Raw genomic sequence first — 23,824 nt, forward strand, 5'->3', positions numbered from 1 at the left:
ACTACGGCTCAACTCACGCGGAAGACCTCTCCTCTGGCGGTGAACGGCAGCCGCGCACCCCGCGGGATCAGGTACGCGTGTTCGCGCCGCACCCGCAGCACGTCGCACCAGCCGTCGGTGATGATCAGGACGGGCGCGCCGGGCGGGAAGTCGTCGGCGCGGTGCAGCAGGTCGATGCCGGGCTGCAGGACGGTGCCGCCGCGGCCGTGGACGCGGACCCGGCCCGCGATCTCGGTGACGGGCAGGTAGCCGGCGTCGTGCGGGGCGGCGTCGCAGAACACGACCCGGGCGGCCGGTACGTCCCTCGCCCCGGCGTAGGAGGCGATGGCGCCGAGGGCCTTGCCGAGCAGGACGCGGTCCATGGAGCCGGAGGTGTCCAGCACCACGCCGAAGGTGCAGCGGGCGATCTCCTCGGGCGGGAAGTACCGTCCGGCGCGTGGGATGGCGGGGGTGGCCGCCTGGCGCCGTGAGGGGCGGGCGTAGGAGCGGACGGGCTCGGGGCGGGGCACGAACTCGTCGAACCAGCGGGCCAGTCGGGCGTCCCACGGCAGCGGCGGGTGACTCAGCGCGCGGATCTCCTCCACCAGGCCGCCGGGCAGGAAGCCGCGCTCCTGCCGCTGGTGCAGGTCGAGGCCCTGGGCGAGGCCGCGGCGGTAGAAGGCGTCGAGGTCGACGTAGTCGCGGGGCGGGCCGAGCGGGCCGCCCAGGATGTCACCGACGCCCTTGCCGCGCAGGGTGGCCAGCCGGCGTTTGCGGCGCAGGTCGCCGGTGATGCGGTCGTAGACCTCCTCGGCGGACAGGCCGGCGAGCTCGGGGTCGTACAGCAGCCCGTCGGGCATGCTGCCGACCTGCATCTCGGTCAGCCAGCCGTTGATGACGTAGTCGCAGGCGACGTTGAAGAGGTAGGGGTCGCGGGTGCCGCAGCGGTCGCCGTGGCGCAGGGCGGCGTGCAGCATCTCGTGGGCGAGGACGAACCGCCACTCCTCGTCGTCGAACCCGCGCAGCGGGTTGATGTAGATCTCGGCCGCCTCGGCGTCGACCGCCGCGATGGCGATGCCGTGGGCGCGGGCGACTTCGGCGTCGGCGACCAGCGTGATACCGGACGCGATGCCGCCGAGCAGCGGGTAGGAGGAGATGAACCAGCTCAGCGCCCGCTGCCAGGGGCGCGGCCGGGGTGCCTCGCCGTCCAGGCTGTCGCGGCGGCCGCCCGCCATGTCCATCGCGGCGGACACGGTCCGGGTCAGGGCGGTGGCGAAGGTCAGCTGCCAGTCGGGCGGCTGGGACCAGCCCGTCCACCGCGTCAGCAGCTGGTCGGGCTCGTCGCCGGCCGTGCCGCAGCGCTCGTAGACGGCGGGCAGTCCGTCGCGGCGCCAGCGGGCGGCGAGCTGCTCCTCGTCACCGTCCGGGTAGGAGGCGGGCAGGTGCTCGGGGGTCTCGCCGATGCTGAAGCCGAGCAGGAAGCGGTTGACGACGGCGCAGCGGGCGGCGAGGTCGAAGCGGTCGGGCTGGACGCGTTCGCCCTTGACGGCCGGGACGTGCCCGAACCCGAGGTGGAGGACGGCGTGGGCGAGCGCCCACGCCCAGGCTGCGGGCTCGGCGTGGCGCAGCGGGTGGACGTGCAGATCGCCGTCGGAGTCGACGACCACGAGCCCGTCGCGGGGCGCGAGGCGGCACTCCTCGTGGCGGCAGACGTCGAAGTCCACGGCCGCGAGGGCGGGGTTGGCCCTCAGCAGCCGCATTCCCTCGGCGAAGGCCTCCCCCGCGAGGTCGCGCTTCTTCTTGGCGGGGCTCCGGCTCACCGGCGGGCCTCGACGAGCCGGGGCATGTCCCGGGCCGCCTCGACGAGGAACCAGGAGGGCAGCACGGGGTTGCCGTCGCTGTCGGAGGCGATGACCGTCTGGGCGACCTCGACGGAGATCTCGGCGAGCTGTACCAGCAGGGACTTGGCGCGGTAGGCGGTCTGACGGCCGTTCGCGGACATGTGCTCCTTGCTGGCGGGCAGTTCCTTGACCAGGCGCCCGCGGAAGGAGTCGGCGAGGTAGTAGAGCAGGTCGCGGTCCTCCGGCCGGTTCGGCCAGCGGGCGTCCCCATTGACGATGGCGTCGATGCCGTACCGGCTGCGGACGACCTTGACGTAGCCGCAGAAGGCGGTCGCGTGCGCCGGGGTCAGCGTGCCGTGCGCGAGGACCTTCAGGGTCTCCTCGTCGAGGTCCCGGCCGAAGGAGTACAGGGCGTCGGAGAGCAGGTGCCAGGAGCGGGGCGTGGAGAACGGCTCCTCCGTCTTCGGCGGCTTGGACCACAGGTGGTCGGGCCGGTCGGTGAGGTGGTCCACGATCCAGGGGTGGATGCCGTTGCTCCCGGCCCAGGTCAGCCAGTCCGCGGTGGAGGCCTCCAGGTGCACGTGCGCGAGGCGGTTGACGAGGGCGGAGGCGATGGGCCGGGCGAGGGCGTTGTCGGTGGCACGGTTTCCGGCGCCGATGACGATCGAGCCCTTGGGCAGCTCGTAGTTGCCGATCCGGCGGTCCAGGATCAGCGAGTAGAACGCCTTCTGCACGTCCGGCGTGGCCGCGTTGAGCTCGTCCAGGAAAAGGCAGTACGGCTCGTCGCGGGCGATCGTCTCCGGTGGGCAGAACACCGAGCGGCCGTCGCGGATCTGCGGGACGCCGATGAGGTCCTCGGGGGCGAGCTGGGTGCCCAGCAGGCTCACGCACTCCAGGCCCAGCGACTCGGCGAAGTTCCGTACCAGGGAGGACTTCCCGATGCCGGGAGCGCCCCAGAGGAACACCGGCCGGACGGTGGCCAGGCCGAGCAGCAGGTCCGGGATGCGGGCGGGCGTGACAGTGACGGCTGCCTGCAAAGCAGCGACTCCTCAGGGGTGTTCGAGAGGACGCGCAGGTGTGCGGCGTCCGGGACGAACAGTGTGGGCCGACGGTCCCGGTGGGCGCAGCCGAATTTCAGGCGGCGCGCTCCTCCTCGGCGGCCTTCAGCGGCACCTGCGGCCCGTTCGACTCGCGCAGCCAGCGCCGCAGCACCCGGTGCACCTGCTCGGCTCCCACCAGTTCCTCGCCCTCGCCGACCGGCGCGGAGACGCCGAGCGGGGACAGCAGGAAGGGTTTGCCCTGGGCGCCGCCGAGGCCGCCGTGGGAGCCGATCTGCTCCTCGAAGGCGAGGACTTCGCCGTCGGCCGGGTCGTGCAGGGAGTTGACCATGATGTCGGCGGTGTGCGGGAAGGAGTGCGTGCGGCGTATCGCGTCGGCGGCGCCCGGGCCGAACGGGGCGAGCGGGCCCGGGTTGTCGTCGAGGTCGGCCAGCGGGATCTCGGCGCCGTACGCGCCGAGGACCACACCGCCGTGCTTCTCGCTGCGGACCAGCAGGAAGCCGATGCCGGGGTGGTTGGCGAGGGTCGGCAGCAGCGCGGGATGGCGGGCGTCGATCTCCTCTTTGCTCATCCGGTGCGTGACGTCCGGGAAGGAGATCAGGCCGAGGTTGCCGGAGGCCAGCACGACCGGCTCCTCGCGGCGGCCGGGGCGGTGCTGCTCGCCGGACTCCTCCACGGGTATGCGCAGCGCGGCGCGGACGGCGGCGCGGGCCTCCGCCCCGCTGCGGGTGCGTTCCGCCTTGCGCGGCACGGGCATGCCGCACCCGGCCCGCACCAGGTCGCCGAGGGTGAGGCCGTAGCGGGAGCGGAAGGTCTCGCCGGGGCTCTGGCCGTGGTCGGAGAGCACGACGATCCGGTAGGGGCGCGGGGCGTGCTCGGCAACGTTCTCGATCAGGGCGAGCGAGCGGTCGAGACGCTCCAGGACCTTCTGCGCGTCGCGGCTCGCGGGGCCGGAGTGGTGGGCGACCTCGTCGTAGGCCACCAGGTCGGCGTAGACGGCGGTGCGGCCGGCGAGCATGTCGCCCGTCACCGCGGCGACGACGACGTCCCGCTCGACGACGGTCGCGAAGGCGCGGACCAGGGGGTAGAGGCCGCCACGGGAGACGCGCGGGCGTTGTCTGCGCAGGTTGGCGCGGGTGGACTGGCCGATCTCCCGGCCCACCTCGGCGACGAAGGAGAGCGCTGTGCGCACGGCGTTGGCCGGGTCGGAGAAGTAGGCGAAGTAGCCGTCCCGGGAGCGGTTCTCCCGGGAGCGGCGGCGGGTGGCGATGGACAGCACGAGGGCCTGCTGGTCGGCACCGCCGCTGAACAGGTTGCCGCGGCTGGCGCCGTCGACGGTGAGCAGCCCGCCGTGCCCCGCGTACTCGACGGCGCGGCGCTGGAGTTCGGCGGCACTGGTCGGGCGGTTGCAGACGACCACTTCGCGGGTGTCCTTCTCGTACCAGCGGAAGGCGGGGACGTCGTGGTTGCTGCCGTGCAGGATGCCGAGCTGGCTGGCACCGGTCTGGCTGGACCAGTCGGTGCGCCAGGGGGTGAGCCGGTGGGTGGGGCGACCGCCGTCGCCTGTGTCGAGCCAGCGGGCCACGGTGGGCATCAGGCCCTTGCCGACGGCGTCCAGCAGGGTGTCGTGACCGACGCCGTCCAGTTGCAGGAAGACGGTGCCGGGGCTCGGCGGGCAGGGCGGTCCCGACCGGCGGCGGCGGTCGGAGAGCCGGTACAGCCGGCGGCGGTAGGCCTCGTCGTCGCGCACGGCCAGGGCGGCGCCGGTCGCCGACGCCACGGCCGACATCACGGCGGCGACCACGACGGCGGTCTCCGGGGCGGCGGCGCCGCGCTCGGCGGGGTTGAGGTGCAGGGCGACCAGCAGCAGCGCCCCGTTCAGGAAGAACACCAGCAGTCCGAGCACGAGCGCCGGGACGAGGAGCAGGAGCCGCACGAGCAGCGGCCACACCAGGGCCGACAGCAGACCGAAGGCGCCGGCGCCGAAGGCCGCCGTGACCGCGATGTCGGTCGCGCTGTCGCCGTTCTCCGAGCGGAGCCGGAAGTCCGGGAGGATCCCGGCGAGCACGAGCATGGTGACGGTGGAGACCGCCCACACGGCGGCACTCCGCCCGACCTGACTGGCGGCCCGCCGCCACCGCACGCCCCGCACGCCCAGCCACCTCACGTCTCCCGCCCGCAGCCGTCGCGGGCCCTCCCCCACAGTGTCCCAACGCCCGGTCGGGCCGTTTCGTCCCCAGGTCACGCCCCCAAGCCGGGGACGGCGTCAGCGCCCGTCGTAGCCGGCCGTCGGCATCGACAGCCGCCGGTGCACGCACGCCTTCATCGCCGCGTCGTACGCAGGCTCCGCATGCCCCACCGTCTCGACGCGTACACCACGACGGACGCACTCGGCGGTGAACTCCTCGACGGAGGCGAGCGCGCTCTCCAGCACCCGCCGGCTGGGCGCGACGAACACGTCGAGGCCGGGGCGGACGCCGTCCCACAGGGCGCCGTGGTCGGGCCGCAGGCCCCGCACGAGTAACTCCCGGCTGACCACGTAGCCCCGCTCGGCGGCCCAGCGGGCGCACATCGCGTGCTGACTGCGGGAGTCGACCAGGAACGGGTCGTCGTCCAGTTCCTCCAGCGGTGTCAGACTCGCGATCGCCGTGACCCGCACCGGCACCATGGCGCCCCCCTCACCTCCGGTTTCGCCGCCGACCCTACCCCTGCACGTAGGCTTCGGGGGAGTCGCGCGAAGGAGGCAAAGAAGTGCCGGTGGAGATCACCTGGTGGGGTCACGCCACTTGCACCGTCGAGGACTCGAACGTGCGCGTGCTCACGGATCCCCTGTTCGCACGCCGGCTCGCACACCTGCGGCGCCGGCGTGGAGCGCTGCCGCCCCCGGGCGCCCCGCGGGCGGACGTGGCGCTGGTGTCGCATCTGCACGCCGACCACCTGCACGTGCCGTCGCTGATGCGGCTCGCCGCGGGCACGCGCCTGCTCGTGCCCCGGGGCGCACGCCGGGCGGTGCCCGGTCTGCGCCGGCTCACGCACCTGCGGGTGAGCGAGGTGGCTCCCGGGGACGAGACCCCGGTCGGCGACGTCGTCGTACGGGCCGTGCCCGCGCGGCACGACGGGCGGCGGCTGCCGTTCGGGCCGCACCGCTCCCCCGCCCTCGGCTACGTCATATCCGGCGAGGCCCGGACGTACTTCGCGGGGGACACCGGCCTGTTCGACGACATGGCCAAGGAGGTCGGGCCGGTCGAGGTGGCGCTGCTGCCGGTGGGCGGCTGGGGGCCGTACCTGGGCGAGGGGCACCTGGACGCGGGCCGGGCGGCGCAGGCGCTGGAGCGGCTGGCGCCGAGCAGTGCGGTGCCGGTGCATTACGGCACGTACTGGCCGATCGGCATGGACGCCGTGCGCCCCCACGAGTTCCATGCGCCGGGGGACGAGTTCGTCCGGCTCGCGGCCCGGCACGCGCCGGCCGTGGCGGTGCACCGGCTCGGGCACGGGGAGAGCGTGCGCCTGGAAGTGGCGCGGTGAGCTGGTCCGCGCCCGTGGCGCTGACCGGTGTGTCCCTGCTCGCGGCGTCGGCCGTCACACCGGCGTCCGTGATTCCGGAATCGACGCAGCAGGCCATCGGGTATCCGACGCTCTTTCTGCTGGTGCTGGCCGGGGCTTTGGTGCCGGTGATCCCGACGGGGGCGCTGGTGAGTTCGGCGGCGGTGGTCGCCGTGCACCGGACGGCGCCGTTCTCGCTGGCGATGGTGTTCGTGACGGCGTCGCTGGCGGCGTTCCTGGGCGACGCGGCGCTGTACTGGCTGGGGCGGCGCGGGCTGAAGTCGAAGAACGGGTCGCGGTGGCTGGAGGCGATCCGGTCGCGGGCGCCGGAGGACCGGCTGGAGCAGGCGCAGGAGAAACTCGCCGCCCACGGGGTGGCGGTGCTGGTGCTGTCGCGGCTGGTGCCGGCGGGGCGTATCCCGGTGATGCTGGCCTGTCTGCTGGCCGAGTGGCCGATGCGGAGGTTTGCCCGGGGGAATTTCCCCGCGTGTCTGGCCTGGGCCGTGACGTATCAGTTGATCGGGATTCTCGGGGGGTCGTTGTTCGACGAGCCGTGGCAGGGCGTCCTGGCGGCGGTCGTGCTGACCGTGCTGATCAGTGCGGTGCCGGCTGTGGTGCGGCGGGTGCGGTAGCGCCGTTCTGGGTGCGGTTGTTCCCGGGGTGCGGGTCGTTGGTGGTCGATCGCGCAGTTCCCCGCGCCCCTACGACACGTGCAGCACCTTTGACGCGCCCACCGGCATGTCCCAGAGGTTTTCCCGGGGCAGGCCCGCCTTCTCCCAGGCCGCGCGTACGCGCGTCAGGGGCTCCATGACCGGTTCCGCCGACAGGACGAACGTGCCCCAGTGCATGGGGGCCATCCTGGTCGCGCCCAGGTCCTGGGCGGCGCGGACCGCCTCCTCCGGGTCGCAGTGCACGTCGCGCAGCCACCAGCGGGGGTCGTAGGCGCCGATGGGCAGCAGGGCCAGGTCGATGCCGGGGTAGCGGCGGCCGATGCGGGAGAACCAGTGGCCGTAGCCGGTGTCGCCCGCGAAGTAGACGCGTTGGCCGCCTTCGTCGGTGAGGACCCAGCCGCCCCACAGGCTGTGGCAGGTGTCGGTGAGGCTGCGCTTGGACCAGTGGTGGGAGGGGACGAAGTCGAAGCGGACGCCGTCCAGTTCGGCCGCCTCCCACCAGTCGAGCTCCGTCACGCGCGTGAAGCGGCGGCGGTGGAACCAGCGCGCGAGCCCGGCCGGGACGAACACCGGGGTGTCGCGCGGGAGGCGGCGCAGCGTGGGGGCGTCCAGGTGGTCGTAGTGGTTGTGGCTGATGACGACGGCGTCGACGGGCGGCAGGTCCTTCCAGGGGACCCCCACGGGGGTGATCCGGGCCGGGGTGCCGAGGATCCGGCGCGACCACACCGGGTCGGTGAGCACGGTCAGTCCGCCGATGCGCAGTACCCAACTGGCGTGTCCCGCCCAGGTGACGGCGACGGTGCGGGTGTCGACGCGGGGCAGCGGGGCGGGGGCGTAGGGCAGCCGGGGGATGTCGGCGAGTCCCTCCGGGCCCGGTCTCACCGCGCCCTCGCGGGCGAAGCGGGCCATGGCCTTCAGGCCCGGGAGCGGCGCGGTCAGCCGGTCGTGGAAGGTGCGCGGCCACACCCGCCGCTCGGCCAGCGGACGGGGTTCGGCCAGAGGCGGGTACGGGGGTGCGAGGGGGGACGGGAGCGCGGGCTCGCCGGGTTCCCGGGTGGTCGTGCTGGTGGTCGACTCGGACTGCTGCGTCATCGAGGAGGCTCCCATCGCTGAGCTTCGTCGCGGAGATCGTCGAAGACCGACTTCAGTCGGCTCAACGCGCGGTGCGCCTGCGGCAGTTCCAACGGCGTGGGCGAGGTGAGGCATTCCGCGCGTTCCGTGTCGGAACCGTCCACCAGTGCGCCGGTGGAGAGCCGCACGCGCGGGGCTTCGAGGTCGTCGCCGAAGCGGTGCCCGCCCGGGGCGGGCATGCCGAGGCGTGCGGTGAGGAAGTCCTCCAGTTCCTGTGCGTCGCCGACGCCGTGTGCGGTCAGCGCGGGGCGCAGCGGGGCCAGGTCCACGTACAGGTGGCGGCCGCAGCGCGGGGGCCGGGCGAGGGCGCCCGCGGCGACGACGGTGGTGTGCGCCTCGGCGGCCAGCAGCGCGTGCAGGCGCACGGCCGCCGCCAGGCGCGCGGTGACCGGTTCCGGCTCCCCCAGGGCGTACCCGGCCGCGGCGGCGACGGGCGCGGCGACGCGGGCGTCGAGGGCGGTGAGGACGTCGAGCACGCGCGCGTGGAGGTCGTCACCGTCGTCCCCGGCCGGGAAGCGGGCCACGGCGGCCGGCCAGCCGGGCGGGAGCAGCGCCCCGGCCAGGTCGGTGACGACGGTGACCCGGTCGGGCACCATCTCGGCGGGGCTGAGCAGCACGGTGTCGTGCGGGTCGTGCAGGGTGTCGCGCCAGGTCTCGTCGCTGACGAGGTGCAGGCCCTCACCCTGGACGGCCTCGACGGTCTCGTGGAGCAGTTCGGGAGGGGCGACGGTCGCGGTGGGGTCGTCTGCGACGGACAGCACGAGCAGCCGCGGGTCGCCGCCCTCGGCGCGGACCCGGCGCACGGTCTCCAGCAGGGCGTACGGGTCGGGTACACCGCCGCTCTCCGGCGGGGTCGGCACATGGAAGGCGGGCCGCCCGAGCAGGCGTGCGTACGGCGCCCACCAGGCGGCGCAGGGCCGCGGTACGAGGACGTCGCCGCCGAGGGCGGCGGTCAGGGCCAGCAGCAGGGCGGGCGAGCCGGGTGCGGCGGCCACCCGGTCCGGGTCGCAGTGCAGTCCGCGGCGGTGCCAGTAGCCGCAGGCGGCCTCGCGCAGGGCCCGGCTGCCGCCGACCGGCTCGTGGCCGCCCCGGGAGGCCGCGGCGGCGAGCACCGCGGACAGCTCCGGCAGGACCGGCAGTCCGTCCTCGGGGAGCGACGGCCCGAACCGGACGGGGCCGTGACCTTCGGGGGCCGTGCGCCGCATCCGTACCTCCGCAGTGCCAGTGCCTGGTGCCGCCGTGTCGTGTCGCCGTTGCCCTCGGCACCTGAGTACCCCGAGTGCCGCCGCCCCATGGGCGCCCGGCCGGGTCGTGACCGTCACAGCATGAGCGGGGCCGGGCCGGGGAAGCCGGGTCCTGCTGGGGCGGGCGAACGGGCCCGGAGGGTCAGCGGAAGGGGTCGCTCTCGCGGTTGCGCAGGCGGTGGACGGCGGCTGCGCACGCGCCCGCGATCAGCACCCCGCCCGCGACCAGGGCGGGCACGGAGTCGGTGAAGGCGCCGCCGTCACCGGCCCGCACCCCGCGCTGGACCGGTGCCGCGCCGCAGTCGGTGTGGTGGCGTTCGTGGTGGTGCGAGGGTTCGGGGCAGGGCTTGTGGGTGGGGTGGTGCGTGGGCTGGTGCGACGGCTTGTGGGATCCGCCGTGCGCCACGGTGAACGTCGCGCTCCACTCCGTGCCCTCCCCGCCGGGGGCGGCCGGGCAGATGCCGTCGACGGTCCACGCCGAGTCCTCGCCCAGGGCGTCCGGATCGCCCTCGAAGTTGTCCGCGGAGGCGATGAGGGCCGTGCCGCGGTAGGCGGGGCCGGACACCTCGTCGTCGTTGCCGGTGACCCGCTGGAGCGGCACCGTGCCCTCGTCGAAGGCCTGTGAGGTGGCGTCGATGGTGTCGGGCGGCGGCCCCCCGGTCGGATCGCAGCTGACCGAGACGGTGACGGTGCCTCCGGGGTGGACGGTGGCGGGACTGACCTCCGCGGCCGGTTCGGCGAAGACGGCCGGCGCCGCGCCCATGAGGGCTGAGCCGGCCAGGACGGCGACGGACAGGGCGTGCAGGCTGTGGCGCATCGAGGGGACTCCTTCGGTAGTCATACCCCTCTGCCATGACAGCCCGCCCGCAGCGGGCCCGCGCGGGACCGGACCCCATTAGCGGGACAGCACCCGCCAACCGGGTGACAGCGCGCGAGCCCCGGCTCAGGCCACGTCCCGCATGACCTGCTCCCGCACCCGTCCGCAGCACCGGCTGATCAGCCGGGACACGTGCATCTGCGAGATGCCGAGCTCCTCGGCGATCCGGCTCTGCGTCATGTCCCCGAAGAACCGCATGTACAGGATCGACCGCTCCCGCTCGGGAAGCGCCGCAAGCCGGGCCTTCACGGACTCGCGGTCGACGACCGTGTCCAGGGCCGGGTCGTCGGACCCCAGCGCGTCGCTCAGGGAGTAGCCGTCCTCGCTGCCGGGCAGCTCCGCGTCCAGGGACAGCGCCGAGAAGCTCTCCAGCGCCTCCAGACCGGCCCGGACGTCCTCCTCGCTCATGTTCGCGTGCTCGGCTAGCTCGGTCACGGTGGGGCTGCGCCCGGAGATGGTCTGGGACAGGTCCTGGCCGGCGATCCGCACACGGTTGCGCAGGTCCTGGACGCGGCGGGGCACGTGCAGGGTCCACATGTGGTCCCGGAAGTGCCGCTTGATCTCGCCGGTGACGGTCGGCACGGCGTAGCTCTCGAAGGCGTTGCCGCGCTCGGGATCGTACCGGTCGACGGCCTTGACCAGGCCGAGGGCCGCGACCTGGCGCAGGTCCTCGAGGTTCTCGCCGCGGCTGCGGAAGCGTCCGGCGAGGCGGTCCGCCATGGGCAGCCAGGCCTCGACGATCTCGTCGCGGAGCGCGTCGCGCTCCGGGCCGGCGGGCATCGAGGTGAGCCTGCGGAAGGCCTCGGCGGTGTCGGGGGCGTCGTCGTGGGGGTGCCGTTTCGCGCTGGTTCGGGTCTGCATGATACGTCGCAATTCCCTTGAAAGTGCTGCGGGTTGGACGGTCACCGTGGAAGCGCATCCGCTGTGGGACAGGGCCTCGGTGGCGGCGCGCGACGTCGCTCCCACGGGCGTGCCTCCTGTCCGAAGCACTGAGTGGCGCCTGCCCCCGGCCCCCGCCCGCAAACCCGGAGAGGTTTTCCGCCGTCGCGCAGGGTGACTCGTACTGCTCTCTGTCCCCATGCGTCCGGGAGGTCGTACATGAGCACCAAGGTCGCCGACCATGTTCTGCGAAGGCTGCGCGAGTGGGGAGTGGAGCACGTCTTCGGCTATCCGGGCGACGGCATCAACGGCCTGCTCGCCGCGTGGGGCAGGGCCGAGAACGAGCCGCGGTTCGTGCAGTCGCGGCACGAGGAGATGTCGGCGTTCCAGGCGGTGGGCTACGCCAAGTTCAGCGGCCGTCTCGGGGTGTGCGCAGCGACGTCGGGGCCGGGCGCGATCCATCTGCTGAACGGCCTGTACGACGCCAAGCTGGACCATGTGCCGGTGCTGGCGATCGTCGGCCAGACGCACCGCACCGCGATGGGCGGCTCCTACCAGCAGGAAGTCGACCTGCACACGCTGTACAAGGACGTCGCCTCCGATTTCGTGGAGACGGTGACGGTGCCCGAGCAGCTGCCGAACGTACTGGACCGGGCGATCCGCACCGCGTACGCGCGCCGCTGCCCGACGGCGGTCATCATCCCCGGCGATGTGCAGGAGCTCGACTACGCGCCGCCGACGCACGAGTTCAAGATGGTGCCCTCCAGCCTGGACCGCGGCTCGTGGACGGCGGTGCCCTCCGACGACTCGGTGCGGCGGGCCGCCGAGATCCTCAACTCCGGTGACAAGGTGGCGATCCTGGTGGGCCAGGGCGCGGCCGGAGCGCGGGCCGAGGTGGAGCGGATCGCCGAGCTGCTCGGCGCGGGCGTCGCCAAGGCGCTGCTCGGCAAGGACGTCCTCAGCGACGAACTGCCGTACGTCACCGGCTCGATCGGCCTGCTCGGCACGCGCCCGTCCTACGAGCTGATGCGGGACTGCGACACCCTGCTGACCATCGGCTCGTCGTTCCCGTACTCCCAGTTCCTGCCGGAGTTCGGTCAGGCGCGGGGGATCCAGATCGACATCGATCCGCACATGGTCGGGATGCGCTACCCGTACGAGGTGAACCTGGTCGGTGACGCGAAGGCCACCCTGGAGCGGCTGATCCCGCTGATCGAGGAGGGGCGCGGGCGTGAGTGGTACGACACCGTGTGCGACAACGTCACGCGCTGGCGAGACGTCATGGAGCGCCGGGCGGGACTCGACGCCGACCCGATCAACCCTGAGTACGTGGCCCACACGCTGGACCCCCTGCTGCCGGACGACGCGATCATCGCCTCGGACTCGGGCTCCGCGGCCAACTGGTACGCGCGGCACCTGACCATGAGGCCGGGCATGCGCGGCTCCCTCTCCGGCACGCTGGCGACGATGGGCTGCGGGGTGCCGTATGTGATCGGCGCGAAGTTCGCGCACCCGGACCGGCCGGCGATCGCGCTGGTGGGTGACGGGGCGATGCAGATGAACGGGATGGCCGAGCTGATCACCGCGGCCAAGTACCGGCATCTGTGGGAGGACCCGCGGCTGGTGATCGCGGTGTTCAACAACCACGATCTGAATCAGGTCACGTGGGAGCTGCGGGCGATGGGGGGCGCGCCGTCGTTCCTGCCCTCGCAGGAGCTCCCGGACGTGCAGTACGCCGCGTTCGCCCGTTCCCTGGGGCTGACCGGCATCCGGGTGGAGAAGCCGGAGGACGTCGAGGCGGCCTGGCGGGCCGCGCTGGCGGCGGACGGCCCCGCGGTGGTGGAGTTCCTGACCGATCCGGCCGTCCCGCCGATCCCGCCGCACGCCACCTGGGACCAGATGGAGGCGACCGCCGCGTCGGTCCTGAAGGGCGACGCGGACCGGGGATCGATGGTCAAGCGGGGCTTCAAGGCGAAGGTGCAGGAGTTCCTGCCGGGGCGGGAGAAGAAGTAGCGGCGGCAGGGGGCACGACGGCCGGTTCGGGCCGGCCGGCGTCCTCCTGCGGCAGCAGCAACTCCTCGTAGCGTCCCAGCACCAGCACCACTCCGAGCATGAGCAGCGGGATGAGCACAGCGAGCATCGCCATGACGGGTCCTTCCCCAGAGAGGTGTGGGGGGTGTGGTCCGGGTCTCCCGCAGCACGTGGCGCAAACCAGTGCGGACAGCGGCGATCGGGCGCACGGAACCTGTGTCGCCCTGCGGTGTACGGGTACGCGGTGCGGGCCCCCGAACGTCTGGAGGGAGACATGCAGCGAGGCAGCGACCGGCTGAGCGTCCACCGGGACGACGAGATGAAGCACGAACTGCAGGGTCTGCTCAGGTCAGGGCACCCCACGCGCAGTGAGGAGTGGCACGACCCGGAGCCGACCGCCGAGGACGACCCCGAGGTCGCCCACGGGCCGGTGACGCCGAGCCGTGCGCCGACGTCCCTGGAGTCGGTCCGGCTGGAGCTGGCCCGGATCCTGGGCCGCAGGGCGTTCCCCGCGAGCGCGCGCGACCTGGCCCGCGAGCTGCGCGGCCACCAGGCGCCCGACACCTTGGTCGAGGCCCTGGAGGGGCTGCCGCGCCAGGAGCGCTACGGCAATGTCCAGGAGCTGGCCCAGGCCCTGATCCGGGCCCGTGAGACCGGGCCGGAGGAGTACGCGTAGGGACCGCGCCGGGGGCGCCGCGGGCTGCCGCGGCGCCCCCGCCGGTCTGGGAACGGAGGGAAGGCTCCCGTGATGGCCGAGTACGTCAAGGACGTGATGACAGCGGGTGTGGCCGCGGTGCGCCCGGACGCCTCGCTCGTCGAGGCGGCGCAGCTGATGCGCACGCAGAACATCGGCGACGTGGTGGTGGCCGAAGGACAGGACGTGATCGGTGTGCTCACCGACCGTGACATCACCGTACGGGCCGTCGCCGACGGCGCCGACCCGATGACGGTCAGCGCGCGGACCGTGTGCACCCCCCATCCCGTGACGGTGACGCCGGACGACCTCGTGACGACGGCGGTGACGCTGATGCGCGAGCACGCGGTGCGCCGGCTGCCGGTGGTGGAGAACGGGCTGCCGGTGGGGATCGTGAGCCTCGGCGACGTGGCCGAGGCCGAGGATCCGGCGTCGGCACTCGCCGACATCAGCCGCGCCGAGCCCGATGCCCGGGGCGGTGGGTGACCACAGAGCTGCCGGAACGGAGCAGCGCCGGCGTGCACGCCGGCCCACAGAACGAAGCAGAGCGGGAAAGGACGTAGAACATCATGCGCATCGCGTTTCTGGTCGCGCCCGAGGGCGTCGAGCAGGTCGAGCTGACCGATCCCTGGCAGGCCGCGAAGGACGCGGGTCACGAACCCGTGCTGGTGTCGACGCGGCAGGGCGAGATCCAGGCCTTCAACCACCTCGACAAGGCGGACACGTTCCCCGTGGACGAGGTCGTGGGCGAAGCCTCGCCGGACTCCTTCGGCGCTCTCGTGCTGCCGGGCGGCGTCGCCAATCCGGACTTCCTGCGGATGGACGACAAGGCCGTGGCGTTCGTCCGGGACTTCTTCGAGCACGGCCGCCCGGTGGCGGCGATCTGCCACGCGCCGTGGACGCTGGTCGAGGCGGACGTCGTGCGCGGGCGGGAGCTCACGTCCTGGCCGAGCCTGCAGACGGACATCCGCAACGCGGGCGGCACCTGGGTCGACAAGCAGGTCAAGGTCTGTGACCACGGGGCGAACAAGCTGGTCACCAGCCGCAAGCCGGACGATCTGAAGGCGTTCTGCGAGACCTTCCTGGAGGTCTTCGCGCAGGAGGCCGCCTGACGGTCGCCGCCTGACGGTCCGGCCGTGTCCTTCCTTCGCAGGGGCTCAGGTACCGGGGTTCGCGGGAGTCTCCGACTCCCCGCTGCCCCGCTCCCGGGCCCCTTCGCGTGTGCGGCCCGCGGCCACCGGGCGGCGCGGGTTGCGGCGCAGATACTCGCCCTCCAGCTGCGCCATGCGCTCGTTGTGGGCGCGCAGCGCGTCGTTCGAGCCGTAGAGCAGCGTGTCGTGGCGCGTGCGGTGGATGGTCTCCAGCTCTTTCATGAGCTGCTGGTCGTCCAGCCGGTCAGGATCCACTCCGGTCATCGTGTCGCCCCGCTCGTCGTGTTCGTCCTTGCGGTCCGGGTACCCGCCCCCGGAGCAACTGAGCACTGCCCCCGAGCGGCATCCGGGAGGAACCATGGATCTCGCCTTTCTGCACCCACTGTACGAACACCCCGGGCCTTGGGCCTCTGTGTACGTCGACACCTCGCGGCACACGGAGGGCACTCCCCACGAGCGGGAGCTGACGGCCCAGGCGATGGCCGGTGCGCTGGCGGAGCAGGGAGCGGACGAGGCGACGTGCCAGGCGGTGCGGGGCGCGATCGAGGATCTGCGGCACTCCTCCGAGCCGCACGGCCGTGCCCTGTTCGCCCGGGCCGGCGAAGTCGTCCTCGACCCGCCGCTGGTCCGTCCACCGCAAGGCGGCGACTGGGCCGAATGGGCGCCGCTGCCGCGGGTCGCGCCCCTGCTGGAACTGGCCGGAGAGGACCCGGTGTGCGTGGTGGCCTACGTCGACCGCAAGGGCGCGGACTTCGAGCTGCGCAACGCGCTGGGCCGGGAGGACGCCGGGAGCGTCAGCGGGCGGCAGTGGCCCGTGCACCGGACGAGCTCCGCGGACTGGTCCGAGCGGCACTTCCAGCTGCGGGTGGAGAACACCTGGGAGCACAACGCCGCGGAGATCGCCGACGCGCTCGCGGTCTGCCAGGAGGAGACCAAGGCCGACCTGCTGATCCTCGTCGGTGACGACCGGGAGCGGCGGTCCGTGCACGAGCGGCTGCCCAAGCGGCTGCACGCCCTGGTGGTCGAGGCGCCGCACGGCACCGGCAGCCGGCTGCTCGACGAGGACGTGGAGCGGGCCCGGGCCGAGCATGTGGCGCGGCAGGCCGAGGCGGAGCTGGAGCGGTTCCGCGCCGCCCGCACCCCTGACGACGAGGGGCGGACCGGGGCCGCCGAGGGCGTGCCCGCGCTGGTCGAGGCGGCGCGGGAGCACCGCATCGACGAGCTGCTGATCAGGGTGGACGGGCCCGACGCGCACCGCGAGGTGTGGATCGGGGAGGATCCCGACCAGCTCGCGGTGCGCCGCACGGACCTGAAGGTCCTGGGCGAGCAGCACTCGTGGCCGGCCCGGGCGGACGACGCGCTGATCCGTTCCGCGGTAGCCACGGATGCGCCCGCGCTGGCGGTTTCCCAGGAGGAGGTGCCGGTGGGGGGCCTCGGGGCGTTGTTGCGCTGGAAGTGAGCGGGGTGCCGCGCCCAGCCGCCGCGGGGGTCTCTCACACATCGCGCATGCGGGCCCGCTGTGGCTGGCCGCGCAGTTCCCCGCGCCCCTGAGGGGGGGCGCCCTCTCAGCGGGCGCGTTCCACTCTGCGTTCGTCCCAGACCGGGTCCGGGGTTTCCCGGACCCGGCCGTCGCTGCCGAAGACCAGGAAGCGGTCGAAGGAGCGGGCGAACCAGCGGTCGTGGGTGACCGCGAGGACCGTGCCGTCGAAGGCCTCCAGGCCTTCCTGGAGGGCCTCGGCGGACTCCAGGTCGAGGTTGTCGGTCGGCTCGTCCAGCAGCAGCGCGGTCACGCCCTGGAGCTCCAGCAGGAGGATCTGGAAGCGGGCCTGCTGGCCCCCGGAGAGACGCTCGAAGGTCTGCTCCGCCTGCTGGGTGAGCTCGTAGCGGCGCAGCCGTGAGGACGCGGCACCGCGGTCCTGGGCGTGCTCCTTCCAGAGAATGTCCAGGAGCGTGCGGCCCTCCAGCTCCGGGTGCGCGTGCGTCTGCGCGAAGTGGCCCGGCACGACCCGGGCGCCCAGCTTCCAGTCGCCCGTGTGCGCCACGTCGTCACCGGCGAGCAGGCGCAGGAAGTGGGACTTGCCCGAGCCGTTGGAGCCGAGGACCGCGACGCGCTCGCCGTAGAAGACCTCCAGGTCGAAGGGCTTCATCAGGCCGGTGAGCTCCAGGTTCGCGCAGGTGACCGCCCTCACGCCGGTACGGCCGCCCTTGATCCGCATCCTGATGTCCTGCTCGCGCGGCGGCTCCGGGGGCGGGCCGGCCTCCTCGAACTTGCGCAGACGGGTCTGCGCGGCCGCGTAGCGGGAGGCCATCTCATGGCTGACCGCGGCGGCCTGACGCAGATTCAGCACCAGCTTCTTCAGCTGGGCGTGCTTCTCGTCCCAGCGCCTGCGCAGCTCCTCGAAGCGGGCGAAGCGCTCGCGCCGGGCGTCGTGGAAGGTGGCGAAACCGCCGCCGTGCACCCAGGCGTCGGCACCGGCGGGGCCGGGCTCCAGGGAGATGATGCGCTGGGCGGCGCGGGCGAGGAGTTCGCGGTCGTGGGAGACGAACAGAACCGTCTTGCGGGTCTCCTTCAGCCGTTCCTCCAGCCACCGCTTGCCGGGGACGTCGAGGTAGTTGTCGGGCTCGTCGAGGAGCAGCACCTCGTCGGTGCCGCGCAGCAGCGCCTCCAGGACGAGCCGTTTCTGCTCGCCGCCGGAGAGGGTGCGGACCTCCCGGAACTGCGCCTTGTCGTACGGCACGCCGAGCGCTGCCGTGGTGCACATGTCCCACAGCGTCTCGGCCTCATAGCCGCGCGCCTCGGCCCAGTCGGCGAGGGCCTGGGCGTACTTCAGCTGGGCGGCCTCGTCGTCGACGGTCATGATCGCGTGCTCGGCCTCGTCGACGGCCTTCGCGGCCTCGCGGATGCGGGGCGTCGCGACGGACACGAGCAGGTCCCGCACGGTCGTCGCGTCGCGTACGGATCCGACGAACTGCCGCATGACCCCGAGCCCGCCGCCGACGACCACGGAGCCGCCGTGCGGCTTGAGCTCACCGGCGAGCATCCGCAGCAGGGTCGTCTTCCCCGCGCCGTTGGGCCCCACGAGGGCCACCACGGCCCCCTCCCCCACCCGGAACGAGACATCGCCCAGCAGCGCCCTTCCGTCGGGCAGGTAGTACTCCAGGTGCGCGGCTTCGAGGTGTCCCATGGGCGCGATTGTGTGGGGGCGCGGGGGCCGGGGGCAAACGGGTTTCGGGTGACGCGGTGCCGGTCAGACCTTCTCCAGCGGCCGGTGCGGTCCGCTGGGGAGCTCCGCCTCGATCGTGTCGCCGGGGCGCACCACGCCCCCTTCCCGCACCACGCTCATGATCCCGGCCTTGCGCACGATGTTTCCCGCCTCGTCACGTCCGACGACCTGCTTGAGCAGCCCGTCCTGGAAGTGGTCGATCTGCAGGCAGGGGTTGCGCAGCCCCGTGACCTCCAGGACCGCGTTGTCGCCGATGCGCAGCAGGGTGCCGGTCGGCAGGGCGAGCAGGTCGATGCCCCGCGTGGTGATGTTCTCCCCGAGTTCGCCGGGGGCCACCTTGAAGCCCCCCTCGCCGACCTCGGCGAAGAGCTCCTCGTGCATGAGGTGGACCTGGCGCAGGTTCGGCTGGGTGGGGTCCTGGGCGACGCGCGAGCGGTGCTTGACCGTCACGCCGGCGTGCACGTCCCCCTCGACGCCGAGGCCGGTGAGCAGCGTGATGCTGTCCCGGTTCGGCTTGGTGAACGAGTACTCCCCGTTGCTGCTGACCGCCGTCACGTGGCCGCTCATCGATCGGTTCCCCCTGTTTCGGTGATGATGATCAGCCATGAGCCTGCCCCGGGGCCGTCGGTGTGTCCACCCCCTCCGGGTACCCGCCCGGCATGACGCCACCGGTTCCTGATGCACCGTCAGTCCATATTGCAGGATGCGGGTCTCAATATGCGGCATCCTTGCGTACGGTGATCTCCTGTCGTCCCGAATCGGAAGGGGTGGGATCCGCCATGCCGGAACCCCGCGAGACCGCCGTCTACACCCACGGACACCACGAGTCGGTGCTGCGCTCGCACACCTGGCGCACCGCCGCCAACTCGGCGGCGTACCTGCTGCCCTCGCTCAAGCCCCACATGAAGATCCTGGACATCGGCTGCGGACCCGGCACGATCACCGCCGACCTGGCCGAGCTCGTGCCCGACGGGGAGGTCACCGGCGTCGACCGGGCGCCGGAGGTCCTGGAGCAGGCACGCGCCACGGCGGCCGGGCGGGGGCTGGCCAACGTGGACTTCGCGGTCGCCGACGTGCACGCCCTGGACTACCCGGACGACACCTTCTGCGTGGTCCACGCCCACCAGGTGCTCCAGCACGTGGGCGACCCGGTGCGGGCACTGCGCGAGATGAGGCGGGTCGTCAGGCCCGGCGGGATCATTGCCGTACGGGACGCGGACTACGAGGCCATGACCTGGTACCCCGCGTCCGAGGGGCTCGACGCCTGGCTGGACCTCTACCGCCGGGTCGCCCGGGCCAACGGCGGTGAGCCGGACGCCGGGCGCCGGCTGAAGTCCTGGGCGCTGCGGGCCGGACTGACGGACATCACGGCGAGCTCGGGCACCTGGACCTACGCCACACCGCAGGAGCGGGCCTGGTGGAGCGGGCTGTGGGCCGACCGCACCCTGGCCTCGACGTACGCGGACCGGGCCGTCGAGGGTGGGCACACCGACGAGGCGGGGCTGCGCGCCGCGGCCGCGGCCTGGCGGGAGTGGGGCACGCGGGAGGACGGGTGGTTCAGCGTGCTGCACGGAGAAATTCTCTGCCGCAAGGAAGCCTGAAACACCCCTTCCGGGACACCCTGAAAGCAGGAGGTTCGAATTATGGTTCCCATCCTGCTGGTGCTGCTTCTGGCATTGGTTCTGTTCGGCGCCGGATTCGCAGTGGAAATTCTCTGGTGGATCGCTCTCGCGGTTCTCGTCGTGTGGCTGCTGGGATTCTTCGTCCGCGGCACGTCGGCAGCCGGCGGCAGGGGCCGCTGGTACAGGTGGTAGGACGCACAGGTCATGACGCACCACTTCCCCCGGGCCCGGTCAGGCCCGGGGGAACGCGTGTGCGTCAGTCCCGCGGAAGCAGCGGTCCGAGCGGCCCGAGGTCCAGATTCAGGTCCTCGGGCCGCAGTCCGTAGCGGTCGCGCAGTTCCGTCATCCGCTCGTCGAGCAGCATGAGCGTGAGCCCGATCCGCTCCTCCTGCTCCTCGCTCAGATCCCCCACGTCGAACCGGCGCAGCGCCTGGCGCTCCATGAGCTGGCGCAGCAGTTCCACCACGGTCAGCACGAGTTTGACCAGGTCGCGCTCGACCGTGTCGGGCTCCAGATCCATGTGCTTGCGGCGCGGCCGGGCATGGTCGTCGGGGGCGGTCACAGCAACTCCTCGAACGGTGAGGGCACCTGGGCGTTCACCGAGCTGATGAGCGCGTTGAGGTCGATGCGGACGAGGTCGACGTCGGCGATGCGCAGCGTGATGTCCCCCGTGATCACGACGCCGCCGGCGAGCAGCCGGTCGAGCAGGTCCACGAGGGCGACCTCACGGCGTTCCACTACGGTCACGGATTCTCCCGGTCGGTCATGTGGTCTCCCCCGCGAACGAATAGGCCGCCCAGGGGCCGGTGAGCTCGATGCGCATGCCCGGCACCTCACCCTTCGTGCGGTCCACCAGCTCCACGAATTCCTCGGAATTGGCGCGGGGCACGAGATAAGCGGCGTTCAGCACGTTCCGCCCGGTCGCCTTGGAGAGCGCGGGATTCTGCGGGGGATGCATCCGGGAATCCTCCGCGAATGCGGAAAGCTCCTCGTGCAGCCGGGTCGAGAATGCCTCGGCCTTCTGCCACATTTCCTCGTGGGACCTGGTCTGCATACGACGCTGGCGCAGGTAGTCGCGGCCCGACGCGGGCTTCTGCGCCGGCTGGGCGCTCTCCTGCGGTTCGGACTCGGCGTACACCTTGACGCCCCACTCGACGCGGCCCTCCAGCCGGTCGAGGGTGCGCAGGAAGTCCTCCTCGCGGGCCTCGATCATCATCCGTACGCCGCTGTCGTCGCGGAAGACGGTGCCGAGCCGCAGCGGCAGGGGGGTCGTGACGCTGGTGAGCGCGTCGATCACGCCCTGGTGGGCCCGGGCGGTCTCGGTGAGCCAGTCCAGGTCCTCCAGATGGCGCCGGAGCGGCTCCTCGGCGAAGTCCCGCTCCGGCACGTGGCTCACCACGGCCACCAGGCCGTGGTGAGCCAGCGCTCTGGGCGGATCACCCGCCACCCCCGTCAACTCGGCCTGGAGCGGTGTCCCGAAGGGGCGGCAGACGGCGTAGACGTACCGCAGTCCGGTCACGGTGCCTCCTTCTTCTCCGCGCGGCCGGGCTCCAGTTCCTCCAGCCGGGCCAGCCTCTCGCGCAACTCGGCGTTCTCACGGGTCAGTTCGTCACGGCGGGCTCGTGAGCTCAGGGCCGGGTCGGTCTCCCACCAGTCGATGCCCATCTCCTTCGCCTTGTCGACCGAGGCGACGATCAAACGCAGTTTGATCGTGAGGAGTTCGATGTCGAGCAGGTTGATCCGGATGTCGCCCGCGATCACGATGCCCTTGTCCAGGACCCGTTCAAGGATGTCGGCGAGATTGGCACCGCTTCCCTGACCGTAGGGCTCGGGCATCCTGCTGGGCGTCGTCATCGCCGGCTCCCTGCCTCGACTTCCTCGTCCTCGTACTCGTCGTCCTCGTACTCGCCCTCGGGCTCTTCCTCCTCCTCGGGCTCTTCCTCCTCGTCGTACTCGGCCTCGGAGTCGTCCTCGTACTCGCCCTCGGGCTCCTCCTCGCCCTGCTCTTCCGACTCGTCCTCGTCGTACTCGTCCTCGGGTTCCTCGCCCTCGGGGCGCTCCTCCTCGGACTCCTCCTCGGACTCCTCCTCGGCGACCGCGTCGTCGTGGCTGCGGACGACCTCGCCGTCGCGGATCTCGCCGCGCCAGCCGTCCTCCGCCTCGCCCTTGATGGTGATGAAGCGGACGAAGTGCTTCAGGTCGAGCCGGGCCCGACGGCCCTGGGCACGCCAGATGTTGCCGGTCTTCTCGAAGAAGCCAGAGGGGTAGTACTCGATGACCAGCAGGACGCGGGTCAGGTTGTCGGTGAGTTCGTGGAAGGAGACGACGCCCTTCGTGGTGCCCTTGGCCCCCTCCGAGGTCCAGGCGATGCGATCGTCGGGGATCTGCTCGGTCGTCTTCGCCTTCCAGCTGCGGTTCGACCACCAGATCTTCGCCTGCCAGTCGGAGTGGGTGTCGTCGTCGCGGCTCGCGCTCTTGACACCCTTCGCGAAGGTGCTGAAGTCCTGGTACTGCGTCCACTGGTCGTACGCCGTGCGCAGCGGCACGCCGACGTCGATGTGCTCGATGATGACGGTGGGCTTGTTGCCCGAACGGCTCTTGCCCTTGCTCTTGCCGCCCAGGTTCTTGAAGGCGCCGGTGACCTTGTCCTTGAGGCGCGAGCCGCCCAGCTCGACCGCCGAGCGCAGGGGGCCCTTGCCCTCGGCTATCTTGCGACCGCCGTCGAGGGCGAGCTTGGCGAAGCCGGGGCTGTTGCCCTCGGCGATGTCGTTCAGCTTGCCGGTGGTCTCGCCCAGCTTGCGGCCGACGCCGGTCAGCATGCGGGTGGCCTGGGCGGCGAGGTATTCCTGCAACTCGGCCTTGAGCCGGTCGGCCGCCTCGCTGTGGGCCAGGTCGGTGAGCGGGTTCTTCGCCGCTCCGTTGGCGGCGGACTTCGCCGAGCCGAGTGTGTCGCTCATGCCTCACCGCCTCCCTTCGGCAGTCGGGACCGGGCGCTGCCGCCCCGGCTCCCGGAGGCCGTCTTCTTGGCGGCCGTGGTCTTCTTGGCCGCCGTCTTCTTGGCGGGCGCCTTCTTGGCGGCCTTCTTGGCGGGGGCCTTCTTGGCGGCCTTCTGGGCCGTCTTCTTCGCGGAGGGCCTCTTGGCCGGGGCCTTCTTCGCCGCCGGCTCCTCGCCCTCGTCCTCCTGAGGCGCGGAGTCCTCGGACTCCTCGTCATGGGGCTCGTCGTCCCGGGGCTCGTCGTCCTCGGGTTCCTCGTCCTCGTACTCGTCGTCCGCGTCGTCGTCCTCGCGGCCACCCGGCACCACGCCCGTCAGCTGGTCGCGCACCTGGGCGGTCCGGCCGTGCAGCCGGTCGGACAGCGCGTCCAGCTGCCGCTCGACCATGGCACCGGAGGCCGCCTTGCCGACACCGCGCAGATCCTCGCGCAGCTGGTCCCCGATCTCCTTGAACTGCGGGTTGTTCTTCAGCTGCTGCTGGAGCAGCTCCGCGACCATGCGCGGACTCAGGTTCAGCTTCTTCCCGGCGACCAGGCCTCCAACGGCGACCGCCATCTTGAGTTTTTTGGTGCGTCCCAGGAGATATCCGGCCCCCACCGCGAGGCCCAGTCCCATTCGGTTCATTGTGTCGTCCCGTTGCCTGTTCCCGCGCTCCTGCGCGAAGCGATCTCCAGCCGGTCGAGGAGTTCGTCCTCGAGGCGGTCGAACTCCTCCTCCGTGATCTCCCCGGCCTCCAGCTGTTCCTCCAGCCGGCCCAGTTCGGCCCGTACCGTGGCGGGGTCGTAGTAGATCCGCTCGGCTTCCTGGACGACCTGCTTGATGGCCCAGGCGCTGCCGCGTACCGGTGCGAACGGCAGCAGCAGCACCTCCGAGATCAGGCCCAC

At 72.4% G+C, this 23,824-nt stretch carries 28 protein-coding genes; 9 read left to right on the plus strand and 19 right to left on the minus strand.

The window, feature by feature from the left end:
• Positions 1–8 precede the first annotated feature (8 nt).
• From OO68_RS16670 to OO68_RS16685, 4 genes are all read right to left on the minus strand, one after another.
• Entirely contained in the window at positions 9–1,739 is a 1,731-nt protein-coding gene (locus OO68_RS16670) for a vWA domain-containing protein (RefSeq protein ID WP_106974359.1), read from the minus strand.
• Positions 1,740–1,795: 56 nt separating this feature from the next.
• Positions 1,796–2,857: an ATP-binding protein gene (locus OO68_RS16675; RefSeq protein WP_033309152.1), complete on the minus strand. Its 1,062-nt coding sequence runs from the start codon at positions 2,855–2,857 to the stop codon at positions 1,796–1,798.
• 97 nt (positions 2,858–2,954) lie between these two features.
• Positions 2,955–5,030, minus strand: coding sequence for a phage holin family protein (locus OO68_RS16680; RefSeq protein ID WP_078625334.1), 2,076 nt, complete (start codon positions 5,028–5,030; stop codon positions 2,955–2,957).
• A 114-nt stretch (positions 5,031–5,144) separates the two neighbouring features.
• Positions 5,145–5,546, minus strand: a complete 402-nt coding sequence (locus tag OO68_RS16685) for a hypothetical protein (RefSeq protein WP_033309154.1) — start codon at positions 5,544–5,546, stop codon at positions 5,145–5,147.
• Between the two features lie 83 nt (positions 5,547–5,629).
• Between OO68_RS16685 and OO68_RS16690 the strand changes: the two genes are divergently transcribed.
• Both OO68_RS16690 and OO68_RS16695 read left to right on the plus strand, forming a co-directional pair.
• Complete coding sequence (locus tag OO68_RS16690) at positions 5,630–6,403, plus strand: MBL fold metallo-hydrolase (RefSeq protein ID WP_033309155.1); 774 nt, start codon at positions 5,630–5,632, stop codon at positions 6,401–6,403.
• 14 nt (positions 6,404–6,417) lie between these two features.
• Entirely contained in the window at positions 6,418–7,053 is a 636-nt protein-coding gene (locus OO68_RS16695; RefSeq protein ID WP_403551170.1) for a DedA family protein, read from the plus strand.
• Between the two features lie 69 nt (positions 7,054–7,122).
• On the opposite strand, the gene OO68_RS16700 is transcribed toward OO68_RS16695, so the two are convergent.
• The 4 genes from OO68_RS16700 to OO68_RS16715 form a co-directional block, all read right to left on the minus strand.
• Positions 7,123–8,184 (minus strand): MBL fold metallo-hydrolase, encoded by a 1,062-nt coding sequence (locus tag OO68_RS16700; protein ID WP_033309319.1) that lies wholly within the window; start codon positions 8,182–8,184, stop codon positions 7,123–7,125.
• Positions 8,181–9,428, minus strand: coding sequence for an aminotransferase class I/II-fold pyridoxal phosphate-dependent enzyme (locus tag OO68_RS16705; RefSeq protein ID WP_033309156.1), 1,248 nt, complete (start codon positions 9,426–9,428; stop codon positions 8,181–8,183). Before OO68_RS16705 ends, OO68_RS16700 begins: the two co-directional genes overlap by 4 nt.
• A gap of 181 nt (positions 9,429–9,609) precedes the next feature.
• Entirely contained in the window at positions 9,610–10,284 is a 675-nt protein-coding gene (locus OO68_RS16710) for a hypothetical protein (protein ID WP_033309157.1), read from the minus strand.
• Positions 10,285–10,410: 126 nt separating this feature from the next.
• Complete coding sequence (locus OO68_RS16715) at positions 10,411–11,205, minus strand: RNA polymerase sigma factor SigF (protein ID WP_033309158.1); 795 nt, start codon at positions 11,203–11,205, stop codon at positions 10,411–10,413.
• A 237-nt stretch (positions 11,206–11,442) separates the two neighbouring features.
• Between OO68_RS16715 and OO68_RS16720 the strand changes: the two genes are divergently transcribed.
• On the plus strand, positions 11,443–13,236 hold the full coding sequence (locus tag OO68_RS16720) for a thiamine pyrophosphate-requiring protein (protein ID WP_033309159.1): 1,794 nt from the start codon (positions 11,443–11,445) through the stop codon (positions 13,234–13,236).
• Here OO68_RS16720 and OO68_RS44075 read toward each other — a convergent pair.
• Entirely contained in the window at positions 13,190–13,369 is a 180-nt protein-coding gene (locus OO68_RS44075; protein ID WP_078625335.1) for a hypothetical protein, read from the minus strand. The two genes, OO68_RS16720 and OO68_RS44075, sit on opposite strands and share 47 nt — an antisense overlap.
• 159 nt (positions 13,370–13,528) lie before the next feature.
• Here OO68_RS44075 and OO68_RS16725 point away from each other — a divergent pair, with 159 nt between their 5' ends.
• The 3 genes from OO68_RS16725 (at position 13,529) to OO68_RS16735 (ending at position 15,060) form a co-directional block, all read left to right on the plus strand.
• Complete coding sequence (locus OO68_RS16725; RefSeq protein ID WP_033309320.1) at positions 13,529–13,930, plus strand: DUF2795 domain-containing protein; 402 nt, start codon at positions 13,529–13,531, stop codon at positions 13,928–13,930.
• Positions 13,931–14,002: 72 nt separating this feature from the next.
• On the plus strand, positions 14,003–14,434 hold the full coding sequence (locus OO68_RS16730) for a CBS domain-containing protein (RefSeq protein WP_033309160.1): 432 nt from the start codon (positions 14,003–14,005) through the stop codon (positions 14,432–14,434).
• An 83-nt stretch (positions 14,435–14,517) separates the two neighbouring features.
• Positions 14,518–15,060: a type 1 glutamine amidotransferase domain-containing protein gene (locus OO68_RS16735; RefSeq protein ID WP_033309161.1), complete on the plus strand. Its 543-nt coding sequence runs from the start codon at positions 14,518–14,520 to the stop codon at positions 15,058–15,060.
• 45 nt (positions 15,061–15,105) lie between these two features.
• Here the strand turns inward: OO68_RS16735 and OO68_RS16740 are convergent, their stop codons facing one another.
• Positions 15,106–15,363 carry a DUF6158 family protein gene (locus OO68_RS16740; RefSeq protein WP_033309321.1) on the minus strand — a complete coding sequence of 86 codons (258 nt, stop codon included), beginning with the start codon at positions 15,361–15,363 and terminating at the stop codon, positions 15,106–15,108.
• 94 nt (positions 15,364–15,457) lie between these two features.
• Between OO68_RS16740 and OO68_RS16745 the strand changes: the two genes are divergently transcribed.
• Positions 15,458–16,558 carry a baeRF2 domain-containing protein gene (locus tag OO68_RS16745; protein WP_033309162.1) on the plus strand — a complete coding sequence of 367 codons (1,101 nt, stop codon included), beginning with the start codon at positions 15,458–15,460 and terminating at the stop codon, positions 16,556–16,558.
• Between the two features lie 106 nt (positions 16,559–16,664).
• On the opposite strand, the gene OO68_RS16750 is transcribed toward OO68_RS16745, so the two are convergent.
• Complete coding sequence (locus tag OO68_RS16750; RefSeq protein ID WP_033309163.1) at positions 16,665–18,284, minus strand: ATP-binding cassette domain-containing protein; 1,620 nt, start codon at positions 18,282–18,284, stop codon at positions 16,665–16,667.
• Between the two features lie 63 nt (positions 18,285–18,347).
• Positions 18,348–18,890 (minus strand): MOSC domain-containing protein, encoded by a 543-nt coding sequence (locus OO68_RS16755; RefSeq protein ID WP_033309164.1) that lies wholly within the window; start codon positions 18,888–18,890, stop codon positions 18,348–18,350.
• Positions 18,891–19,102: 212 nt separating this feature from the next.
• On the opposite strand from OO68_RS16755, the gene OO68_RS16760 reads away from it, so the two are divergent.
• Together OO68_RS16760 and OO68_RS16765 are read left to right on the plus strand one after the other, a co-directional pair.
• A complete protein-coding gene (locus tag OO68_RS16760; protein WP_033309165.1) occupies positions 19,103–19,924 on the plus strand; it encodes a class I SAM-dependent methyltransferase in 822 nt (273 codons plus the stop codon).
• Positions 19,925–19,966: 42 nt separating this feature from the next.
• Complete coding sequence (locus tag OO68_RS16765; protein WP_033309166.1) at positions 19,967–20,137, plus strand: hypothetical protein; 171 nt, start codon at positions 19,967–19,969, stop codon at positions 20,135–20,137.
• Between the two features lie 64 nt (positions 20,138–20,201).
• On the opposite strand, the gene OO68_RS16770 is transcribed toward OO68_RS16765, so the two are convergent.
• Genes OO68_RS16770 through OO68_RS16800 form a run of 7 tightly spaced genes read right to left on the minus strand, consistent with a single transcriptional unit; the run spans position 20,202 to position 23,824 of the window.
• Positions 20,202–20,465 carry a gas vesicle protein K gene (locus OO68_RS16770; RefSeq protein WP_030843810.1) on the minus strand — a complete coding sequence of 88 codons (264 nt, stop codon included), beginning with the start codon at positions 20,463–20,465 and terminating at the stop codon, positions 20,202–20,204.
• Between the two features lie 38 nt (positions 20,466–20,503).
• A complete protein-coding gene (locus OO68_RS16775) occupies positions 20,504–20,692 on the minus strand; it encodes a gas vesicle protein (protein ID WP_003994122.1) in 189 nt (62 codons plus the stop codon).
• 16 nt (positions 20,693–20,708) lie between these two features.
• Entirely contained in the window at positions 20,709–21,464 is a 756-nt protein-coding gene (locus tag OO68_RS16780; RefSeq protein ID WP_033309167.1) for a GvpL/GvpF family gas vesicle protein, read from the minus strand.
• Entirely contained in the window at positions 21,461–21,799 is a 339-nt protein-coding gene (locus tag OO68_RS16785) for a gas vesicle protein (protein WP_031108661.1), read from the minus strand. The genes OO68_RS16780 and OO68_RS16785 overlap by 4 nt, the downstream gene beginning before the upstream one ends.
• A complete protein-coding gene (locus tag OO68_RS16790; RefSeq protein WP_033309168.1) occupies positions 21,796–22,902 on the minus strand; it encodes an SRPBCC family protein in 1,107 nt (368 codons plus the stop codon). The genes OO68_RS16785 and OO68_RS16790 overlap by 4 nt, the downstream gene beginning before the upstream one ends.
• Positions 22,899–23,564, minus strand: a complete 666-nt coding sequence (locus tag OO68_RS16795) for a hypothetical protein (RefSeq protein WP_033309169.1) — start codon at positions 23,562–23,564, stop codon at positions 22,899–22,901. The genes OO68_RS16790 and OO68_RS16795 overlap by 4 nt, the downstream gene beginning before the upstream one ends.
• Positions 23,561–23,824: a gas vesicle protein GvpG gene (locus OO68_RS16800; protein WP_033309170.1), complete on the minus strand. Its 264-nt coding sequence runs from the start codon at positions 23,822–23,824 to the stop codon at positions 23,561–23,563. The genes OO68_RS16795 and OO68_RS16800 overlap by 4 nt, the downstream gene beginning before the upstream one ends.

The sequence above is a fragment of the Streptomyces iakyrus genome, from assembly GCF_000717055.1.
GTDB lineage: Bacteria > Actinomycetota > Actinomycetes > Streptomycetales > Streptomycetaceae > Streptomyces > Streptomyces iakyrus.

What these genes read in the sequence shown, in the direction of transcription:
- OO68_RS16670 (WP_106974359.1), bottom strand. Translation starts at nt 1,739, where the DNA reads ATGCGGCTGCTGAGGGCCAACCCCGCCCTCGCGGCCGTGGACTTCGAC.
- OO68_RS16685 (WP_033309154.1), bottom strand. Translation starts at nt 5,546, where the DNA reads ATGGTGCCGGTGCGGGTCACGGCGATCGCGAGTCTGACACCGCTGGAG.
- OO68_RS16700 (WP_033309319.1), bottom strand. Translation starts at nt 8,184, where the DNA reads ATGACGCAGCAGTCCGAGTCGACCACCAGCACGACCACCCGGGAACCC.
- OO68_RS16705 (WP_033309156.1), bottom strand. Translation starts at nt 9,428, where the DNA reads ATGCGGCGCACGGCCCCCGAAGGTCACGGCCCCGTCCGGTTCGGGCCG.
- OO68_RS16710 (WP_033309157.1), bottom strand. Translation starts at nt 10,284, where the DNA reads ATGCGCCACAGCCTGCACGCCCTGTCCGTCGCCGTCCTGGCCGGCTCA.
- OO68_RS16715 (WP_033309158.1), bottom strand. Translation starts at nt 11,205, where the DNA reads ATGCAGACCCGAACCAGCGCGAAACGGCACCCCCACGACGACGCCCCC.
- OO68_RS16720 (WP_033309159.1), top strand. Translation starts at nt 11,443, where the DNA reads ATGAGCACCAAGGTCGCCGACCATGTTCTGCGAAGGCTGCGCGAGTGG.
- OO68_RS44075 (WP_078625335.1), bottom strand. Translation starts at nt 13,369, where the DNA reads ATGGCGATGCTCGCTGTGCTCATCCCGCTGCTCATGCTCGGAGTGGTG.
- OO68_RS16725 (WP_033309320.1), top strand. Translation starts at nt 13,529, where the DNA reads ATGCAGCGAGGCAGCGACCGGCTGAGCGTCCACCGGGACGACGAGATG.
- OO68_RS16730 (WP_033309160.1), top strand. Translation starts at nt 14,003, where the DNA reads ATGGCCGAGTACGTCAAGGACGTGATGACAGCGGGTGTGGCCGCGGTG.
- OO68_RS16735 (WP_033309161.1), top strand. Translation starts at nt 14,518, where the DNA reads ATGCGCATCGCGTTTCTGGTCGCGCCCGAGGGCGTCGAGCAGGTCGAG.
- OO68_RS16740 (WP_033309321.1), bottom strand. Translation starts at nt 15,363, where the DNA reads ATGACCGGAGTGGATCCTGACCGGCTGGACGACCAGCAGCTCATGAAA.
- OO68_RS16745 (WP_033309162.1), top strand. Translation starts at nt 15,458, where the DNA reads ATGGATCTCGCCTTTCTGCACCCACTGTACGAACACCCCGGGCCTTGG.
- OO68_RS16750 (WP_033309163.1), bottom strand. Translation starts at nt 18,284, where the DNA reads ATGGGACACCTCGAAGCCGCGCACCTGGAGTACTACCTGCCCGACGGA.
- OO68_RS16755 (WP_033309164.1), bottom strand. Translation starts at nt 18,890, where the DNA reads ATGAGCGGCCACGTGACGGCGGTCAGCAGCAACGGGGAGTACTCGTTC.
- OO68_RS16760 (WP_033309165.1), top strand. Translation starts at nt 19,103, where the DNA reads ATGCCGGAACCCCGCGAGACCGCCGTCTACACCCACGGACACCACGAG.
- OO68_RS16765 (WP_033309166.1), top strand. Translation starts at nt 19,967, where the DNA reads ATGGTTCCCATCCTGCTGGTGCTGCTTCTGGCATTGGTTCTGTTCGGC.
- OO68_RS16770 (WP_030843810.1), bottom strand. Translation starts at nt 20,465, where the DNA reads ATGGATCTGGAGCCCGACACGGTCGAGCGCGACCTGGTCAAACTCGTG.
- OO68_RS16785 (WP_031108661.1), bottom strand. Translation starts at nt 21,799, where the DNA reads ATGACGACGCCCAGCAGGATGCCCGAGCCCTACGGTCAGGGAAGCGGT.
- OO68_RS16790 (WP_033309168.1), bottom strand. Translation starts at nt 22,902, where the DNA reads ATGAGCGACACACTCGGCTCGGCGAAGTCCGCCGCCAACGGAGCGGCG.
- OO68_RS16795 (WP_033309169.1), bottom strand. Translation starts at nt 23,564, where the DNA reads ATGAACCGAATGGGACTGGGCCTCGCGGTGGGGGCCGGATATCTCCTG.